This is a genomic window from Rhodoplanes sp. Z2-YC6860, from assembly GCF_001579845.1.
Classification (GTDB): Bacteria; Pseudomonadota; Alphaproteobacteria; order Rhizobiales; family Xanthobacteraceae; genus Z2-YC6860.
In genome coordinates this window covers 4,547,335-4,564,899 of the sequence record NZ_CP007440.1, presented here as the reverse complement: position 1 = coordinate 4,564,899, position 17,565 = coordinate 4,547,335, and the positions used below count along the sequence as shown (strand labels likewise).

Annotated in this window: 15 protein-coding genes; 8 read left to right on the top strand and 7 right to left on the bottom strand. The window is 65.7% G+C overall.

The features are described 5' to 3' along the window. Positions 1-631 precede the first annotated feature (631 nt). From RHPLAN_RS21200 to lexA, 6 genes are all read left to right on the top strand, one after another. Positions 632-1,243 carry an anthranilate synthase component II gene (locus RHPLAN_RS21200; RefSeq protein ID WP_068021603.1) on the top strand — a complete coding sequence of 204 codons (612 nt, stop codon included), beginning with the start codon at positions 632-634 and terminating at the stop codon, positions 1,241-1,243. Between the two features lie 14 nt (positions 1,244-1,257). Next, a complete protein-coding gene (trpD, locus tag RHPLAN_RS21195) occupies positions 1,258-2,277 on the top strand; it encodes an anthranilate phosphoribosyltransferase (protein ID WP_442971780.1) in 1,020 nt (339 codons plus the stop codon). Further along, positions 2,274-3,089 carry an indole-3-glycerol phosphate synthase TrpC gene (gene trpC / locus RHPLAN_RS21190; RefSeq protein ID WP_068021599.1) on the top strand — a complete coding sequence of 272 codons (816 nt, stop codon included), beginning with the start codon at positions 2,274-2,276 and terminating at the stop codon, positions 3,087-3,089. The genes trpD and trpC overlap by 4 nt, the downstream gene beginning before the upstream one ends. Positions 3,090-3,093: 4 nt before the next feature. Next, positions 3,094-3,648, top strand: coding sequence for a cyclic pyranopterin monophosphate synthase MoaC (moaC, locus tag RHPLAN_RS21185; protein WP_068021596.1), 555 nt, complete (start codon positions 3,094-3,096; stop codon positions 3,646-3,648). Positions 3,649-3,650: 2 nt separating this feature from the next. Continuing rightward, entirely contained in the window at positions 3,651-4,871 is a 1,221-nt protein-coding gene (locus RHPLAN_RS21180) for a molybdopterin molybdotransferase MoeA (protein WP_068021594.1), read from the top strand. Positions 4,872-4,995: 124 nt separating this feature from the next. After that, positions 4,996-5,694 carry a transcriptional repressor LexA gene (gene lexA / locus RHPLAN_RS21175; protein ID WP_068021592.1) on the top strand — a complete coding sequence of 233 codons (699 nt, stop codon included), beginning with the start codon at positions 4,996-4,998 and terminating at the stop codon, positions 5,692-5,694. A 6-nt stretch (positions 5,695-5,700) separates the two neighbouring features. Here the strand turns inward: lexA and RHPLAN_RS21170 are convergent, their stop codons facing one another. Together RHPLAN_RS21170 and RHPLAN_RS21165 are read right to left on the bottom strand one after the other, a co-directional pair. Continuing rightward, positions 5,701-7,998 carry a ComEC/Rec2 family competence protein gene (locus RHPLAN_RS21170; RefSeq protein WP_068021589.1) on the bottom strand — a complete coding sequence of 766 codons (2,298 nt, stop codon included), beginning with the start codon at positions 7,996-7,998 and terminating at the stop codon, positions 5,701-5,703. Between the two features lie 62 nt (positions 7,999-8,060). Further along, the gene (locus RHPLAN_RS21165) at positions 8,061-9,749 is read right to left on the bottom strand and encodes a glutamine--tRNA ligase/YqeY domain fusion protein (protein WP_068021587.1); all 1,689 of its coding nucleotides are present in this window, start codon (positions 9,747-9,749) and stop codon (positions 8,061-8,063) included. A 239-nt stretch (positions 9,750-9,988) separates the two neighbouring features. Between RHPLAN_RS21165 and gltX the strand changes: the two genes are divergently transcribed. Together gltX and gltA are read left to right on the top strand one after the other, a co-directional pair. Beyond that, positions 9,989-11,416 carry a glutamate--tRNA ligase gene (gene gltX, locus RHPLAN_RS21160; protein WP_068021584.1) on the top strand — a complete coding sequence of 476 codons (1,428 nt, stop codon included), beginning with the start codon at positions 9,989-9,991 and terminating at the stop codon, positions 11,414-11,416. A gap of 153 nt (positions 11,417-11,569) precedes the next feature. Continuing rightward, positions 11,570-12,880: a citrate synthase gene (gltA, locus tag RHPLAN_RS21155; protein WP_068021582.1), complete on the top strand. Its 1,311-nt coding sequence runs from the start codon at positions 11,570-11,572 to the stop codon at positions 12,878-12,880. 71 nt (positions 12,881-12,951) lie between these two features. Here the strand turns inward: gltA and RHPLAN_RS21150 are convergent, their stop codons facing one another. The 5 genes from RHPLAN_RS21150 to fabZ all read right to left on the bottom strand — a co-directional run bounded on the left by RHPLAN_RS21150 (position 12,952) and on the right by fabZ (position 17,406). Beyond that, on the bottom strand, positions 12,952-13,929 hold the full coding sequence (locus RHPLAN_RS21150) for a Bug family tripartite tricarboxylate transporter substrate binding protein (protein WP_068021580.1): 978 nt from the start codon (positions 13,927-13,929) through the stop codon (positions 12,952-12,954). An 82-nt stretch (positions 13,930-14,011) separates the two neighbouring features. Continuing rightward, positions 14,012-15,250 (bottom strand): lipid-A-disaccharide synthase, encoded by a 1,239-nt coding sequence (lpxB, locus tag RHPLAN_RS21145; RefSeq protein WP_084245295.1) that lies wholly within the window; start codon positions 15,248-15,250, stop codon positions 14,012-14,014. Next, entirely contained in the window at positions 15,247-16,122 is an 876-nt protein-coding gene (locus tag RHPLAN_RS21140; RefSeq protein WP_157100395.1) for an LpxI family protein, read from the bottom strand. Before RHPLAN_RS21140 ends, lpxB begins: the two co-directional genes overlap by 4 nt. An 8-nt stretch (positions 16,123-16,130) precedes the next feature. Beyond that, positions 16,131-16,949, bottom strand: coding sequence for an acyl-ACP--UDP-N-acetylglucosamine O-acyltransferase (lpxA, locus tag RHPLAN_RS21135; protein WP_068021576.1), 819 nt, complete (start codon positions 16,947-16,949; stop codon positions 16,131-16,133). 1 nt (position 16,950) lies between these two features. Continuing rightward, on the bottom strand, positions 16,951-17,406 hold the full coding sequence (gene fabZ, locus RHPLAN_RS21130) for a 3-hydroxyacyl-ACP dehydratase FabZ (protein WP_068021574.1): 456 nt from the start codon (positions 17,404-17,406) through the stop codon (positions 16,951-16,953). Positions 17,407-17,565: the final 159 nt, after the last annotated feature.

Sequence of the window (17,565 nt, the reverse complement as noted above, 5' to 3'; positions counted from 1 at the left end):
TCTCAGCCAATCCCGCACACTCGAATACTTGTTTGCATTCTCGCAAATCACGTGTAGACGCGAATTTGCCTCGTTCGTTGAGGGCGTCATCTAGAGACGTCTATTTGGCGGAGCGGGGTGTGGCGCCTGCAGGCGTGGCTCGTGACCACGTCCCAGGGTGCGAGGTCATCGTCCGTCCCCGATGAGGGGGCCGCCTTCAGTGGCAGGGCGCGGTCGGGTGAAAGCGGGCGCAAATGCCCCCTGGAGCATGGTGGGTGAAAGCCCAGCCGGTCCGATCGAATCTCGAACGGTGGCCTCGCAATAAATCGCCACAAGTGGAGCGCCGGGAGGCGAGCGGGCTTCGCAAAAAGCCCGCGGCACCTCCCAAGGGTGCCGACGACCACGTAGCGCCAACCGGCGCTCCGCGCCCTCACTCATGTGAGGGACGAGGAAGAATAGAGGCGCTGGCCCCGTGCCTGCTTTGAAGGGGCCGATGAATCACGCCTGCATGGATGCTGAAAGTGACTGTTCGCGCGACGCCAGAGCGCAGGAGGTCACGAAATGGCATGGCTCCGGCCAACCCGAGGGCTTCTTGCCCGGTTCGCTTGACCCCTCCCTTTGCCCCCTCTAAGACCCGAAACGTGCTAGAGAAATGACCATGATCGTGCTGGTCGACAATTACGACAGCTTCACCTTCAATCTCGTCCACTACCTGGGCGGGCTTGGAGCCGACGTGGCCGTGCATCGCAATGACAAGATCGCGGTCGCCGATGTGCTGTCGCTCAATCCCGAAGCCATTGTGCTGTCGCCTGGCCCCTGCACGCCCAATGAGGCCGGCATCTGCCTCGAGTTGATCGAGCAGGCCTCGCCGGCCATCCCCATCCTCGGGGTTTGTCTCGGCCACCAGTCGATCGGCCAGGCGTTCGGCGGCAAGGTGGTGCGGGCGCCGCAGCCGGTGCATGGCAAGTTGTCCGAGGTGCGCCACGAGGGCGCCAGCGTATTCCGCGGCATCAATGGGCCTTTCAAAGCGACGCGCTATCACTCGCTGGTGGTCGAGCGGCAGAGCATGCCAGACAATCTCGACGTGACGGCCGAGACGGACGACGGCCTTGTCATGGGGCTCGCGCACAAATCGCGGCCGGTGCACGGCGTGCAATTCCATCCGGAAAGCATCGCCTCCGAGCACGGCCATCTGATGCTGAAGAACTTTCTCGAAATCGCCGCGCAATGGAACGCTGCGCGCGGCCGTCAACATGTGCATTGAGTGAGGAGACGGTTGTGAGCGACGAATTGAGGGGGCTCATCGCCAAGGTTGCCGCGGGCTCGGCCCTGTCGCGCGATGAAGCCGCGGTCGCTTTCGACCGTATGATGTCGGGCGAAGCGACGCCCTCGCAGATGGGCGGCCTTTTGATGGGCATGCGGGTGCGCGGCGAAACCGTCGACGAGATCGCGGGCGCGGCCACCACCATGCGCTCGAAGATGACCAAGGTCGCGGCGCCACCTGACGCCATCGATGTGGTCGGCACCGGCGGCGATGGCTCAGGCTCCTACAACGTCTCGACCTGCGCGGCGCTGATCGTTGCCGGCGTCGGCGTGCCCGTCGCCAAGCACGGCAATCGCGCGCTGTCGTCGAAGTCCGGCGCGGCCGACGTGCTCGGCGCGCTCGGCGTCAAGATCGATCTGCGGCCCGACGAGATCACCCGCTGCATCTACGAGGCCGGCATCGGCTTCATGTTCGCGCCGGCGCATCACCCGGCCACGAAGAACGTCGCTGCGACCCGCGTCGAACTCGCGACGCGAACGATCTTCAACCTGCTAGGGCCCATCTCCAATCCGGCGAGCGTGAAGCGCCAGATGGTCGGCGTGTTCTCGCGGCAATGGATCGAGCCGGTGGCCCAGGTGCTCAAGATGCTCGGCTCGGAGGCCGCTTGGGTCTGCCACGGCTCCGACGGTCTCGACGAGATCACCACGTCCGGCCCGACGCACGTCGCGGCGCTGGAGAACGGCAACGTCCGCACCTTCGAGGTCAATCCAGAAGACATCGGCGTGACGCGCTCCAAGCCTGAGATGTTGCGCGGCGGCGACGCCGACGCAAATGCTGCGGCTCTGATGGCTGTGCTAAAAGGCAACAAGGGGCCCTACAGGGACATCGCAATCTTCAATGCTGCGGCAGCGCTGATCGTCGCCGGCAAGGCGAAGGACTTGAAAGACGGTGCGGCGATGGCCGCGAAGTCGCTCGATAGCGGCGAGGCTGAGGGGCGGCTGCAACGCCTGATCAGGGTCTCGAACGAGCAATGACCGACATCCTGAAAAAGATCGAGGCCTACAAGCGCGAGGAAATCGCCGCAGCCAAGCGCGAGCGGTCTTACGCGGTGGTCGAGGCGGCGGCGAAGGCCGCCCCTGCCCCGCGCGGTTTTCTCAAGAATATCGAGCGTCGCGTCAGCCTTGGCGACTACGCCCTGATCGCCGAGATCAAGAAGGCGAGTCCATCGGCAGGCCTCATTCGTCCGGATTTCGATCCGCCGGCGCTCGCGCGTGCCTACGAGGCCGGCGGCGCTGCGTGTCTGTCGGTGCTGACGGACGCACCGTCGTTCCAGGGCAAGCCGGAGTTTCTGACGGCGGCGCGGGCCGCCTGCTCGCTGCCGGCCATCCGCAAGGACTTCATGTTCGAGCCCTATCAGGTGGCGGAAGCCCGCGCGATGGGCGGCGACTGCATCCTGGTCATCATGGCCTGCGTCGACGACGTCTGCGCCAAAGAGCTCGAAGACGCGGCCTTCTCGTTCGGCATGGACGTGCTCGTTGAGGTGCACAACGAGGACGAGCTTGCGCGCGCATCGAAACTCAAGACGCGGCTGTTTGGCATCAACAACCGCGATCTCAAGGTGTTCAAGACCTCGCTTGCCGTCAGCGAGCGGCTCGCGCCGCAGGTGCCGGCCGGCAAGATCATCGTCGGCGAGAGCGGCATCCACACGCCGGCCGATCTCGCGCGGCTTTCCGCAGTCGGCATCAAGACCTTCCTGGTCGGCGAAAGCCTGATGCGGCAGGCTGACGTGACGGCGGCAACGCGCGCGCTGCTCGCACGCGCTCCAGCCGAGGCGATCGCGAGATAGGCCCATGGCCAGAAAATCCAGCGCCAAGCAACCCGCAGCCGAGAAGCCCGCAGCCAAGCTGTCGCATCTCGGCGCGGGTGGCGAGGCGCGGATGGTCGACGTCTCGGGCAAGGACACGACCGAGCGGGTGGCTGTGGCCGAAGGCCATATCGTGATGCAGACTGAAACGCTCGACATCGTGCTCAACGGCAATGCCGTGAAAGGCGACGTGCTGGGCGCGGCCCGCATCGCCGGCATTATGGCGGCCAAGCGCACGCACCAGCTCATTCCGCTCTGTCATCCGCTGCCGATCACCAAGGTCGCCATCGACATCGAGCCCGACCATCGGCTGCCCGGCTTCGTCGTGCAGGCAACCGTGAAGGTGACGGGCCAGACCGGCGTCGAGATGGAGGCGCTGACCGCGGCATCGGTCGCCTGTCTCACGATCTACGACATGGTGAAGGCGGTCGAGAAAGGCATGCGGATCGAAGGCATCCGGCTCTTGGAGAAGACCGGCGGCAAATCGGGCACTTATCGCGCCGAAGGGCACGAGCCCAACGAAAAGTCGTCGAAAGGTTAGGTATGGCGTCCTTGCTGCTGGTGGCCGACGCGCTGAAGCGCGTGCTCGATGGCGTTGAACCGTTGCCTGCTGAAAATGCGCCGCTGGTCGAGGCCGAAGGCCGCGTGCTGGCAGCGGACGTCGCCGCGCTCCGCACCCAGCCGCCGGCCGACATGTCGGCGATGGACGGCTATGCGGTGAAGGCCGCCGACGTCGCGAAGGTGCCGGTCGATTTGAAACTGGTCGGCGAAGTCGCGGCCGGCCGGCCGTTCAGCGGCGAGGTGCATGCCGGCGAGGCTGCGCGGATATTCACCGGCGGCGTGGTGCCGCCCGGGGCCGACACCATCGTCATCCAGGAGAACACCAAGCGCGACGGCGATCGGATCACGGTCGACACCCCCTCGCCGGCCGGACGGCACATCCGCCGCGCCGGCCTCGACTTCAAGGACGGCCAGGTGCTGCTGCCGCGCGGCCGGCGTCTCAGCGATCGCGACGTGATGCTTGCCGCTGCCATGAGCCATCCCACGTTGCCGGTGCATCGGCGGCCCAAGGTCGCGGTGCTGGCCACCGGCGATGAGCTCAAGCCGCCGGGCAGCAAATTGGGCGCCGGCGAGATCGTCTATTCCAACGGCTTCGCGCTGATGGCATTGGCGCGGAACGAAGGCGCGACGGTCACTGACATTGGCATCGTGCCGGACAAAGTCGAGGCCACGGTCGAGGCCATTCGCAGAGCGCGAGCGAGCGGCGCCGACGTGCTGCTGACGACCGGCGGCGCCTCGGTCGGCGATTACGACCTGGTGCAGCGCGGGCTCAAGGCCGAGGGCTTGGACCTGTCGTTCTGGCGCGTGGCGCTTCGTCCTGGCCGGCCGATGATGAACGGCAAGCTCGGCTCCATGCATGTGCTTGGCATGCCGGGCAACCCGGTTTCGGCCTATGTCTGCTCGTTCCTGTTTCTGGTGCCGCTGCTCCGGCGGCTGGCGGGCCGCAGCGATCTGTCGGCTGCGCCCGAATCGGCAAAGCTCGGCGTGGCGCTGCCCGAAAACGACGAACGGGCCGACTACATGCGCGCGACGCTCGTGCCGGGCCCTGACGGGGTTCCGGTCGTCACGCCGGCCAAGACGCAGGATTCGTCGATGATGGCAGTCCTCGCAAACGCAGACTGTCTCTTGATTCGCGAGCCATTCGAGCCTGCAGCTCCTGCGGGAAGTCGTTGTTCGATCCTTAGGCTTACGCGGCCGTTTTAGCGTTCCTTCGACTTGTTCACGCCAAATTAAAGGGTTGCGGAACAAGGATAGAACATATAGTGTCCGTTCATGATTTGTTTTCTACCGCTTGGGGCGGTTGGAAACGGCCGGAGGAACCCACCCGATGCTGACCCGCAAACAATTTGAACTGCTCCGTTTCATTCATGAGCGGTTGAAGGAAGCCGGCGTCCCGCCGTCATTCGACGAGATGAAGGACGCCCTCGACCTGCGGTCCAAGTCCGGAATTCACAGGCTGATCACCGCCCTGGAAGAGCGCGGGTTCATCCGCCGCCTACCGAACCGTGCGCGCGCCATCGAGGTGATCAAGCTGCCGGAGCCGGTGAGCCAGGGCGTGGGCCGCAGAGGTTTCACGCCGAGCGTCATCGAGGGCAATCTCGGCAAAGTGCGGGCACAGGCCGCCTCCGAGGACGACAACGGCCGACCGGTCGCGATCCCGGTGATGGGGCGCATCGCCGCCGGCACGCCGATCGAGGCGATCCAGAGCAAGAGCCACGTCATCAGCATGCCACCCGATATGCTGAGCACGGGCGAGCATTTCGCCCTCGAGGTGCGCGGCGACTCGATGATCGAGGCCGGCATCCTCGAAGGCGACACGGTGCTGATCAAGAAGACCGAGGCTGCCGACACTGGCGATATCGTCGTCGCCTTGATCGACGAGGAAGAAGCGACCTTGAAGCGTTTTCGCCGCAGAGGCGCCTCGATCGCGCTCGAGCCCGCGAACGCGTCCTACGAGGTGCGCATTCTTCCGCCGACGCGGGTGCGCATCCAAGGCAAGATGGTGGGCCTGTTCCGGCGCTACTGACCGGGATCAGTCGCCGGCTTCCAGATCTTCCGGCTTCGGTGTGGCATCGCGCGGCGTCGTTCTTTGCCGTGCCGCCGCGGTTGTTGTTTCCTCGCTGGTCGCAACACCGCGGGCCCATGGCCGGTCCTGACCCGCGGGCCGCGCCGCGGTGATGTCCCAGCCCTCGCCGTTCCTGCGCAGCGCCATCGCGCCACGGGCGTGGGCGGCGTTACGGTCGACGATCGTGGCGGCGCAGGCCGGCGGCGCATTGCGGGCCGTCACGACCAGCGCGGCCTTGCGGCAGTCCTCCTCGAAGGCGTCTGCCGAGGTTACGGCCGAGACAAGTTTGCCGTCGGCCAATCTGGCCATGCAACCCAGCTCGTCACAGCGGAAGCCTCGATCCAACGTCTTGTCATTGGGTGTCCGCTCGTCACCGTCGGCGGCGAGCCATTCTTTGGCGGCGAAGGCGTCGCGGCCGGTGCGTTTGATCGCCAGCCGACCATCGGCGCCGCGCACCGCGACGGCCTGTCCGTCGGGCGAGATCAGCACGTCCGGCTGCGGTGTCCGGATCGCCCAAATGCATGAAACGACCACCAGGATGGCGCCTGCGAAGCGCAGTGGCGTCTTCAGAAGACACAGGACCAAGAGCCCGCCTGTGCACAGAAGCAATGGAGCCGTTCCAAACGCCGGCATCCGTCCGACCGCCCCAGGCAGGCTCGCGACGTACATCGCAACCGCGATCATCCAGTCGAGCCCATGGCCCATCAGGGTCCAAAGCGGACCGTCGAAGCCGAATGGCGCAGCGACGAGCGCCAGCAGGCCCATCGGCATCACCCACGCCGAGACAATCGGCATGGCCAGCAGATTGGCGAGCACGCCGTATGGCGCGATGCGATGAAAGTGATAGGCCGCATAGGGTGTGGTCGCGAGGCCTGCAACGAGAGATGCCAGAATGAGCGTGACGATCTCGCGCGCACCCCACATCGCCGCGCGGCTGACATGCGAACTGTTGGCGCTGGTCATCCAAGGCAAGCCGCGCTCGTAGGTCGCGATCAGCGCGAGCGTCGCCGCAAACGACATCTGGAAGCTCGGATGAACGACCGATTGCGGCGCCACCACCAACACCACGATGGCGGCAATGGCAATCGTACGCAGCGTCAGCGCGGTCCGATCCGCCATCACGCCGACCAGCACGATGGCCGTCATGATGAAGGAACGCTGAGCCGCGACTTCCACGCCCGACAACAAAAGATACGCCGCTGTCGCGATGAGCGCTCCGGCCGCGGACCATTTCTTGATCGGCTTCCGCCGCGCGAGCGAAGGCACCAGCGCAAGAAGCGCGCGCAGTACGAAGAACACAACGCCCGCGACCACGGCCATGTGATAGCCGGAGATCGACAGAACGTGCGCGAGGCTCGAAATGTACATCGCGTCGTTGACCGGCGTGCTGATCGCATCGCGCTTGCCGGTGATCAGCGCCGATGCGATCGAGCCCTGGTCGCCCGGGATCACGGCGCGGATGCGGGCGTCGAGCGTGTCACGGATGCCCTGCACGATCGCCGCGTAGTTCAGCCAGAAGCCCGGTTGTGCCGGCGGCTCGGCGATCTTGATTGCGCCGAGCGCAAAGCCCGTGGCACCGATTCCCTGGAAATAGAGGTCCCGGGCGAAGTCGTAGCCGCCGGGCCGCAATGGCTCGAGCGGCGGCATCAGTCTCGCGCGGAATGTGATGTAAGCACCGACCGGAGGCGCGGTGCCTTTGCGGATCGAAACCCGCACGCGCTCGAGCTTCTGTTCCAGCCGCTGGCCTTCGATAGACATGGCGCGGACCACGATCCGGTCGGTCTTCTCGCGCTCCTCGCGGACTTCGACGAAGCCGCCGATCGCGATGTTGCTGGCGGGCCGTGTCAGCACCGGATGGGTGATGCGCAAGGTTTTGAGCGTCGCGACAGCGAAGCCGGACGCTATGGCCGCAGCGGCCAGCAGCACTGGAAATGCGATGGCGTGGCGGCGGGCGAGGATCGCGCCGCCCGCGCAGATCGCGGCAAGCGCTGCGGCCGCCCACCAGACGGGCTCGCGCTCGGCTGTGAAGTAGATCGCGATGCCGAGGCCGAATGCGACGGGCAACCACGGCAGCAGGCGTCCCGGTCCGGTTTCGGCGATGGCCCAGTCGCGCAGGCGGTCAGCAACCGCCCGCCCGAGACCGGGCCAACGGCTGGCGACCGCCACCGCACGGCGGCGCGCAGCCTCGCCGTCCCAAGTTCTGACACTTGGAATGCCGACCCGGCCACGGCTGCCGCCGCGGCCATCCCTGCCCCAATCCGTCATACGCAACGCGCCCGAACGCGGTCACCGCCGGGCGCGGTCCTGCCGGGAGCGCGTCCGGAGGGTCAGCCTTTGCCGACCTCCTTGGCGAAGGTATCACGCAATCCGACGGTGCGGTTGAACACCGGACGGTCGGGCGTCGAGTCCGGGTCGCGGACGAAATAGCCCTGCCGCTCGAATTGCACCGGTTCGGCGGTGTTGGAAGGCTCTGCCAGCACCCGTTCCACGCGGGCGTCGGCCAAAACCTCCAGAGAGTTAGGGCTGAGGTCCTTGGTGAAGCCCTCTCCGCCGGTCGGATCGGGCTTGCTGAACAGCGGGTTGTAGATCCGCACCTCGGCGGGCTTGGAATCCGCGGCCGAGACCCAGTGGATGGTCGCCTTGACCTTGCGGCCGTCCGGCGCGTTGCCGCCGCGCGTCGCCGGATCGTAGGTGCAGCGCAGCTCGACGACCTCGCCCTTGTCGTTCTTCACCGCCTCGCGGCAAGTGATGAAATAGGCGTAGCGGAAGCGAACTTCAGCGCCCGGAGACAGCCGGAAGAACTTCTTTGGCGGGTTCTCCATGAAGTCGTCCTGCTCGATATAGAGCTCACGGCCGAACTTGATCTTGCGCGAGCCCGCAGCCGGATCGTCGGGATGGTTGACGGCTTCGAGCTCCTCGCTCTGCCCTTCCGGATAGTTCTCGATCACGATTTTGAGCGGGCGCAGCACCGCCATCCGGCGCAGCGCGGTTTTGTTCAGCGCCTCGCGGATCGAGAAATCGAGCATGCCGGCGTCGACGATACTGTTGGCTTTGGCGACGCCGATCCGCTTGATGAAATCGCGCAGCGCGCCCGGCGGCACGCCGCGGCGGCGCAGGCCGGCAAGCGTCGGCATCCGCGGATCGTCCCAGCCTTTGACGTGGCCGTCACGGACCAGCGTCGTCAGCACGCGCTTCGACAGCACCGTGTAGGTCAGGTTCAGGCGGGCCATCTCGTACTGGTGCGGCTTCGAAGGCACCGGCAGGTTGTCCAGGAACCAGTCGTAAAGCGGCCTGTGATCTTCGAACTCCAATGTGCAGATCGAGTGCGTGATGCCCTCGATCGCGTCCGACTGACCGTGGGCGAAATCGTAGCTCGGATAGATCGACCACTTGGTGCCGGTGCGCGGGTGCGGCGCCTTCACGATCCGGTAGAGCGTCGGATCGCGCAGGTTGATGTTGCCCGACGTCATGTCGATCTTGGCGCGCAGCACGCGGGCGCCGTTGCCAAACTCCCCGGCCTTCATGCGGCGGAACAGGTCGAGGTTCTCGTCGAGGCTGCGGTCGCGGAACGGGCTGTTCTTGCCAGGTTCGGTCAGCGTGCCGCGGTTGATCCGCATCTCCTCCGGAGTCTGATCGTCGACGTAAGCTTTGCCGGCCTTGATCAGCAGTTCGGCCCACTCGTAGAGCCGGTCGAAATAGTCGGAGGCGTGATAGAGGTGCTTGCCCCAATCGAAGCCAAGCCAGCGCACGTCGCGCTCGATGGCGTCGATGTATTCCTGCTCCTCCTTGGCGGGATTGGTGTCGTCGAACCGCAGATGGCAGCGGCCGCCGAACTCCTCGGCGATGCCGAAGTTGAGACAAATCGACTTGGCGTGACCGATGTGCAGGTAACCATTCGGCTCCGGCGGGAACCGGGTCACCACCGTGGCGTGCTTCTTGGAATCAAGGTCGGACTGGACGATGTCGCGGATGAAGTCGCGCCCGCCTTCTGCTATAGCCGCTGTCGCATTCGTCATGCCGATATCCAGTCTGCGCCGATTTTGCGCGGTGTATTGCCAAATCCGTACCAGCACGCCAAGTCCTGGGCTACCTGTTCTGGGCTAACCTTCTGGAGCCGTTCCCATGGGGCCCTTAAACTCCAAGGGCCAGGGCATGCGATTGCGGTGGAAACTGCTCCTTCTGGAGATATAGGTCGTCAACTGTGATACAGGGATCGCGAAATTGAACGCACCTGAGGATCAAGTCCCCGCCCGATATGACTGAACCCGTCGTCACCCGATTCGCACCTTCGCCCACCGGCTTCCTACACATCGGTGGAGGGCGCACCGCGCTATTCAACTGGCTGTACGCACGCCGCTACGGCGGCAAGATGCTGCTGCGGATCGAGGACACCGACCGCGAGCGCTCCACCAAGGAGGCGATCGACGCTATTTTCGACGGCCTCAAATGGCTGGGCCTCGATTGGGACGGCGAAGCGATCTTCCAGTTTTCCCGCGTCGAACGGCACCGCGAGGTGGTCGAGCAGATGCTCGCTGCGGGTACGGCCTATCGCTGCTACGCCACGCCCGACGAATTGACGGTCATGCGCGAGAAGGCACGCGCCGAGGGCAAGACGCGGCTCTACGACGGCCGCTGGCGCGACCGCGATCCGGCCGAGGCGCCAGCCGGCGCGAAGCCCGCGATCCGGTTGAAAGCGCCGCTCACCGGCGAGACCGTGGTCGAGGATCAGGTCCAAGGCCGGGTCACCTGGCAGAACGAGAACCTCGACGACTTCGTGCTGCTGCGCTCGGACGGCACGCCGACCTACATGCTGGCCGTTGTGGTCGACGACCACGACATGGGCGTCACGCACATTATCCGCGGCGACGACCATCTCAACAACGGCGCGCGGCAGACCCAGATCTACCAGGCGCTCGGCTGGAAGGTGCCGGTGATGGCGCATATCCCGCTGATCCACGGACCAGACGGCTCCAAGCTCTCCAAGCGTCACGGCGCGCTCGGCGTCGACGCCTACCGAGCCATGGGCTACCTCCCGGCGGCAATGCGCAACTACCTGGTGCGGCTCGGCTGGAGCCACGGCGACCAGGAGATATTTTCGACGCAGGAGATGATTGCGGCTTTCGACCTGCCGCAGATCGGCCGCTCGCCGGCGCGTTTCGATTTCGCCAAGCTGGAAAGCCTCAACGGCCACTACATGCGCTCGACGTCGCCCGGCGAATTGCTGACGGCGCTCGATAGTGCGCTGCCCTATCTGCCGAATGGGCCGGCCGCGGCGCCGAAGCTCACCCCCGCGGTGCGCGAACAGCTCCTGACGGCAATGCCGGAACTGAAGGAACGCGCCAAGACTCTCGTCGATCTTCTGGAGGCGGCGAGCTTCATCTGGGCCGACCGGCCGCTTGCGCTTGACGACAAGGCTAAGGCGCTCCTGACGCCCGAGGCGTTGGCGCTGCTGCGCGACCTCATCGGCGTGCTGGAAACGGTCGGCACTTGGACCGCCGAAGCCACCGAACAGGCGGTGCGCAGCTACGCCGAGCGGATCGGCGCCAAGCTCGGGGCAGTCGCGCAGCCGCTGCGGGCCGCCTTGACCGGCCGGGCAACCTCCCCAGGTATATTCAACGTCCTGGCAGTGCTGGGACGGCAAGAAAGCTTGGCCCGACTCAAGGACCAGGCCGTGCCCGCCTGATGGGACAGCGGGGCCAGCCCCGCGCCGCCCCTGCCTTGCGGTGCACAACGGGATGGGATACCCAACTTTGGGCGTTTTGCGCGGACTCCGCCCGCGCACCTGACCGGATTTGTAACCGTCCAGAAGCGGAGCCGACGGCCTCGAGGTAGAAACATGGATGCGAAAACCGGCACCAACACCAAGACCGGAACGCTGACCGTCGGTGACAAAAGCTGGTCATTCCCGATCTATCCGGGGACGATCGGGCCGGATGTGATCGACATCGGCAAGCTGTATGCCCAGTCCGGCATGTTTACGTTCGACCCTGGCTTCACGTCGACCGGGGCTTGCGAATCCAAGATCACCTACATCGACGGCGACGAGGGCGTGCTGCTCTATCGCGGCGTGCCAATCGAGCAGATCGCCGAGCACGGCGACTTCCTCGAGACCTGCTATCTTTTGCTCTACGGGGAACTGCCGACCGCCACCCAGAAGGCGGACTTCGACTATCGCGTGAACCGTCACACGATGGTGCACGAACAGATGAGCCGGTTCTTCCAGGGCTTCCGCCGCGACGCTCATCCGATGGCGGTGATGACCGGATCGGTCGGCGCCCTGTCGGCGTTCTATCACGACTCCACCGACATCACCGATCCGACGCAGCGCATGATCGCGTCGATCCGCATGATCGCGAAGATGCCGACGCTCGCTGCGATGGCCTACAAGTACAACATCGGCCAGCCGTTCGTTTATCCGCAGAACGATCTCGACTACGCGACCAACTTCCTGCGCATGTGCTTTGCGGTTCCGGCCGAGGAGTACAAGCCCAATCCGGTGCTGGCGCGGGCGATGGACCGCATCTTCATTCTGCACGCCGACCACGAGCAGAATGCCTCGACCTCGACGGTCCGCCTCGCCGGCTCGACCGGCGCAAACCCGTTCGCCTGCATCGCCGCCGGTATCGCGGCGCTGTGGGGACCCGCGCACGGCGGCGCCAACGAAGCGGCGCTGAAGATGCTGGGTGAGATCGGCACTGTCGATCGCATCCCGGAGTTCATCAAGCGCGCCAAGGACCCGAAGGACAATTTCCGTCTGATGGGCTTCGGCCACCGCGTCTACAAGAACTACGACCCGCGCGCCAAGCTGATGCAGAAGACCGCGCACGAGGTGTTGAGCGAGACCGGCCACCGCGACGATCCGCTGCTGCAGGTCGCGCTGGAGCTCGAGAAGATCGCCTTGCACGACGAGTACTTCATCGAGAAGAAGCTCTATCCGAACGTCGACTTCTATTCGGGCATCACCCTGAAGGCGATGGGCTTCCCGACCACGATGTTCACCGTGCTGTTCGCAGTGGCGCGCGCGGTCGGCTGGATCGCGCAATGGAAAGAGATGATCGAGGATCCGGGCCAGCGCATCGGCCGTCCGCGTCAGCTCTACACCGGCGAAGCCAAGCGGGACTACACGCCGATCTCGCGCCGCAAGTAACGTCTGCAGTTCAGAAACGAAAAGGGGCGCCCTTGCGGTGCCCCTTTTTACATTGGGCCGTCCGGTGACGATTACGGCGAGATCACGCCGACCTTCTTGACCACCGGCCGCCAGGCCTCCTGCTCGTCCCGGATGAATTTGCCCGTCTCGGCGGGCGTCATGTGGCGCACGTACGTGGCGAGCGTCTCGAATCTCTGACGCACCTCGGGAACGTCGAGCACCGTGCGCAGGTCGGCATTGACCTTGCGCACCACGTCATCCGGCGTGCCGGCAAAGCTCAGGAGCGAAATCCAGCCCCGGGAGTCGAAGCCCGCGACGGTTTCGTTCACCGCGGGAAGATCGGGATAGTTCGGCAGCCGCTTGGGCGAGGTGATGGCGAGCGGCTTGACGGCATTGGAGGCGATCGGGCTCATGAATGCCGCGAGCCCGTCGATGATGACGGACACGCGGCCGCCGAGGACGTCTTGCAGCCCCTGCGATGCGCCGGGGTATGGCACGAACGTCAGGCTGATGCCGGCGCGCTCGGAAAACGACTCGCCGGTCATGTTCGGCAGCGAGCCGCGGAAATTCGCCGCGTAGGTCAATTCTCCAGGCTTCTTTTTGGCGAGCGCGACCAGCTCCGGCAATGTGCTGATGCCAAGCGAATTGCTCGCGATGATCGCGAACGGCTGTTCGCCGACGAGGGCGATCGGCGCCAGGTCGCGCTCGATGTTCAGCGGTAGATTGGAGTTCGTCACCGGCAGCACCACCAGCGACGACGAGGTCGGCATGTAGAGCGTATGGCCGTCGCGCTCGGCTGCGGCCAGCGCCTGGAGCGCGATGAGCCCGCCGGCGCCGGGACGGTTGAGGATCAGCACCTGCTGGCCCCAGAGCTGCGACAGCCGGTCGGTGACGATGCGCGCGATCACGTCGGGCGCACTGCCCGCGGCCGTCGCCATGATGACCTTGACCGGGCGCGACGGCCAGCTCTGCGCCTGCGCCATCGTGACGGACAGCGCCGTGGCCGCCAGTGCGATTGCAATTCTCCACCCGAGCCGAAATCCGGCCATCGCCCCCTCCTCCCAGATGCATTCTTGTTGGAAGAAGCCTAACGGCTTTGGCGGCTTTCGGCCAACCACGCTGACGGTGCGATTATCGCAAGGGTTTTTCGGTGCGCCTGACAGAGCCCAGCACGATATCCGCGGCACGCGCGGCCGGCGCCCGCGAGCCGATCTCCATGATGGAGTCGAGCCAGGAAAAGGCCTCGATCTGGCGCCGCCGCACCGACGTGTCGCCGATCAGGGGCACCAGCGCATCGGCAAGCTTTTCGGGCGTGCAATCCTCTTGCATCAGTTCCGGCACGATGTTCTGGCCGATGACCAGATTGGCCAGGATGTAGGATGGCACCTGCACCAGCCGCCGGATCACGGCCGCCTCGAGCTGCGACGCCTTGTAGGCCGCGACCATGGGAATGCCCGCGATCGCGAGCTCCAGCGTTGTGGTGCCGGATTTGGCGAGCGCCGCGCGTGCCATGCGCATCGCCTCCTGCTTCTCGGCCTGCTCGACGACGATGCGCGGCCGGACCGGCCATGACTGAGCTGCCAGTGTCACCTTGGCCTGCAGATGCGGCACGGTCGGCACCACCACGTCGATCGGTCCGACGCGTTGCTGCACCAAGCCCAGCGTCTCGCCGAAGACGCCGGCGAGCTTTTCGATCTCGCCACTGCGGCTGCCCGGCATGGCAATGATGATCGGCGGCTCGGCGCGTCGCCGCATCACCTCGACGCCGTTCGGGCGGAGCTTCGCGACCTCCTCAATCAACGGGTGGCCGACATAGCTGCAGGGCGGGCCGCCGAGCTCCCGGTGCACGCCCGGCTCGAACGGCAGGAGTGCCAGCACGTGATCGATGTAACGGCTCATGGATCGCGCCCGCCCGGACCGCCAGGCCCAGACCGACGGCGAGACATAGTCCACGATCGGGATCGAGGGGTCCAAACGATGCACCCACTGGGCCACGCGGAGCGTGTAGCCCGGGCTGTCGATGATCACGAGAGCGTGCGGCCGTCGCGCCAGCACGGCACGGACCGTCTTGTACATGTGCGTGAGGATGCGCGGCAGCCGACGCGGGATGGCGGCAAAGCCAATGATGGAAAAATCCTCGATGGGCAGCAGGCTCGCAAGGCCGGCCGCCGTCATCTCCCGACCGCCGACGCCGGTGAAGCGCAGCGGCACGCTGGCGCGCTGCTTGAGCGCGCGCATCAGCGCGCCACCCAAGCGGTCGCCGGACTCCTCCACCGCGATCAGGAATATTTCGAGCTCATCGCGGCGCTCCGGCGAACTTTCGTTTCCGGTTGCCGTGCCGAATTTGGTCTGACTGTCGGCGGCGCTCATGGGACGGAGACCCCGCTCGCTTCGACGCCGGTGACGAACAGTTTCGCGCGATCGGCCGTTGCGGCGATCAGCTCAGGCTCGGCCACGATGGTGGAGCCGGCCACGACGGCGACGCCGGCGAGCCCCGCCGCGGCCGCGCCCTCGATGGTCCGCGGTCCGATGGTCGGCAGATCGATGCGCTGATCCTGGCCGACCTTGGCGGCCTTGATCAGAACGCCGGCACCCGAGGACGAGCGGAACCGGCCGTTGCGGCGCAACTCCGCCACGCGGGCCAATGTGCGGTCGGTGCCTTCGGGGCCTTCGACCGCAAGCACGTGATTGTTGGCCACGACCACGGCCTGGCCGATGTCGAAGGGGCTCGTGGCATTGAGCAAAGCAAGCCCAAGCGCGATATCGGCGCGGTCCTGTTCGCTGGGCAGGCAGCTGCCGAGCGGGCCGAGCGGCATGATCAGCTCGGGCGCGATCTCCTTTGGGCCGACCAGCCGGAAGCCGTGCTGCTCGAACAGCCGGCCGATGCCGGATTGCAGGTGGTCGTCGCCGCCGCGAAAGATCCGGATGAGTTGCGGCATCAGCCGCAGCACCCGCAGGTCCGGACGAATGGTCCAAAGCGACGGCCGCGTCACCGAGCCGATGAAGGCCACGTCCCGGCAGCCTTCTTCGGCCGCGATCTGCATGAAGCGGTCGAGCTGCCCCATCCAGGTCCAGTGATGCGGATAGGCCGCAACGCGCTGCGGGTCGGCCCAACCACGCAGCGCGAACAGCACCACGCGGCGGCCGCGCTTTGACGCAGCGTCGGCCAGCGCGAACGGCAGGGTCCCCGCGCCACAGATGATGGCAAGAGCTGATGTGGTGTTCGGCGCTTGCTCGCTCATCGCGCTTGTCAGAGGTCCGGGTCGGACCCTCCCGCGTCACCTGCGGCCGGCATCATCAATGGACGCTTTCCGGCTTCGCGGATGAAGGTCACGATCCTGCTGATCACCGGGTCGCTTGCGTATTCGGCACTGATCCGTTCGAAGCGCTCTGCGAAGGTTTCCGCGCCAAAAAACAGCGCCTGGTAGGCGCCGCGAATGCGATGGAGATCGCTTCGGGAGAATTTCCGGCGCCTGAGACCGACAACGTTCAATCCGACCAGGTCGGCTTTCGGACCGAACGCGAAGCCGAACGGAATGATGTTGCGGGTGACGCCGCTCACGCCGCCCACCATGGCGCCCTCGCCGATCCGGCAAAACTGATGCACGGCGGCGTTGCCGCCGATGAACACGCCGTTGCCGACCTCGACGTGGCCGCCGAGCAAAGCACCGTTGGCGAAGGTGACATTGTCGCCGACATGGCAATCGTGGCCGACGTGAGAATTCGCCATCATGAAACACTTGTCGCCGACGCTGGTGACCCAGCCAGCGTCTTCGGTGCCGGTCGAGATGGTGACACCCTCGCGGAGCTGGCAATCGGCGCCGACGGTGAGGCGCGTGGCGCCGCCGCGATAGCCGGTCGATTGCGGCGGCGTGCCGAGCGAGGCGAACGGATAGACCACGGTCCGCTCTCCGATGGTGGTCACGCCGGTGACATTGACGTGGGACAGGAGCCGCACGCCTGCGCGCAATTCCACGCCCGGCCCAACGGTGCAGAACGGACCGACCTCGACATCATCGGCAAGCTTGGCGCCGTCTGCGACGCGCGATGAGGGATCGATCCGTGGCATTTCAGGCCTCTGCGATCATCGCGCCGAGCTCGGCCTCGGCGACGAGCTCGCCGTCGACCTTGGCTTCGCCGCGGTACCACCACATGTTCTTGCGCCGCTTGAGGCGGGTCATGTGGTACTCGATCCGGTCGCCGGGGATCACCGGCTTGCGGAACTTGGCTTTGTCGATGGTCAGGAAATAGACCAGCGTCGGCTTGACCTCGCCGGGCAGCGACCGGATGCAGAGCACGCCCGCGGTCTGCGCCATGCCTTCGAGCATCAGCACCCCCGGCATCACGGGCGTGCTCGGAAAGTGGCCGAGGAACTGCGGCTCGTTGACGGTGACGTTCTTGATGCCGATGCCGTGCTCGTCGCCGCGGATGTCGATGACCTTATCGATCATGAGGAACGGATAGCGGTGCGGCAACGCGGCGAGAATCTCGTGAATGCCGATGGCGTCAACCGTCTCGCCGCTCATGTGTTCATCTCCCCCGGATCCTGGGCCCTGACCTCGATGGGCCGAAAACCATGATCGATCATGGCCTTGCGCAGCCGCGCCGCCAGATCGAACCGACACGGTCGGATTAGCATGATGAGGCGGTTTTGAGCCAGACCGCCGAAAGGCCTGCCCGGGGCG

What these genes read in the sequence shown, in the direction of transcription:
- RHPLAN_RS21200 (WP_068021603.1), top strand. Translation starts at nt 632, where the DNA reads ATGACCATGATCGTGCTGGTCGACAATTACGACAGCTTCACCTTCAAT.
- trpC (WP_068021599.1), top strand. Translation starts at nt 2,274, where the DNA reads ATGACCGACATCCTGAAAAAGATCGAGGCCTACAAGCGCGAGGAAATC.
- moaC (WP_068021596.1), top strand. Translation starts at nt 3,094, where the DNA reads ATGGCCAGAAAATCCAGCGCCAAGCAACCCGCAGCCGAGAAGCCCGCA.
- RHPLAN_RS21180 (WP_068021594.1), top strand. Translation starts at nt 3,651, where the DNA reads ATGGCGTCCTTGCTGCTGGTGGCCGACGCGCTGAAGCGCGTGCTCGAT.
- lexA (WP_068021592.1), top strand. Translation starts at nt 4,996, where the DNA reads ATGCTGACCCGCAAACAATTTGAACTGCTCCGTTTCATTCATGAGCGG.
- RHPLAN_RS21170 (WP_068021589.1), bottom strand. Translation starts at nt 7,998, where the DNA reads ATGACGGATTGGGGCAGGGATGGCCGCGGCGGCAGCCGTGGCCGGGTC.
- RHPLAN_RS21165 (WP_068021587.1), bottom strand. Translation starts at nt 9,749, where the DNA reads ATGACGAATGCGACAGCGGCTATAGCAGAAGGCGGGCGCGACTTCATC.
- gltX (WP_068021584.1), top strand. Translation starts at nt 9,989, where the DNA reads ATGACTGAACCCGTCGTCACCCGATTCGCACCTTCGCCCACCGGCTTC.
- gltA (WP_068021582.1), top strand. Translation starts at nt 11,570, where the DNA reads ATGGATGCGAAAACCGGCACCAACACCAAGACCGGAACGCTGACCGTC.
- RHPLAN_RS21150 (WP_068021580.1), bottom strand. Translation starts at nt 13,929, where the DNA reads ATGGCCGGATTTCGGCTCGGGTGGAGAATTGCAATCGCACTGGCGGCC.
- lpxB (WP_084245295.1), bottom strand. Translation starts at nt 15,250, where the DNA reads ATGAGCGCCGCCGACAGTCAGACCAAATTCGGCACGGCAACCGGAAAC.
- RHPLAN_RS21140 (WP_157100395.1), bottom strand. Translation starts at nt 16,122, where the DNA reads ATGAGCGAGCAAGCGCCGAACACCACATCAGCTCTTGCCATCATCTGT.
- lpxA (WP_068021576.1), bottom strand. Translation starts at nt 16,949, where the DNA reads ATGCCACGGATCGATCCCTCATCGCGCGTCGCAGACGGCGCCAAGCTT.
- fabZ (WP_068021574.1), bottom strand. Translation starts at nt 17,406, where the DNA reads ATGAGCGGCGAGACGGTTGACGCCATCGGCATTCACGAGATTCTCGCC.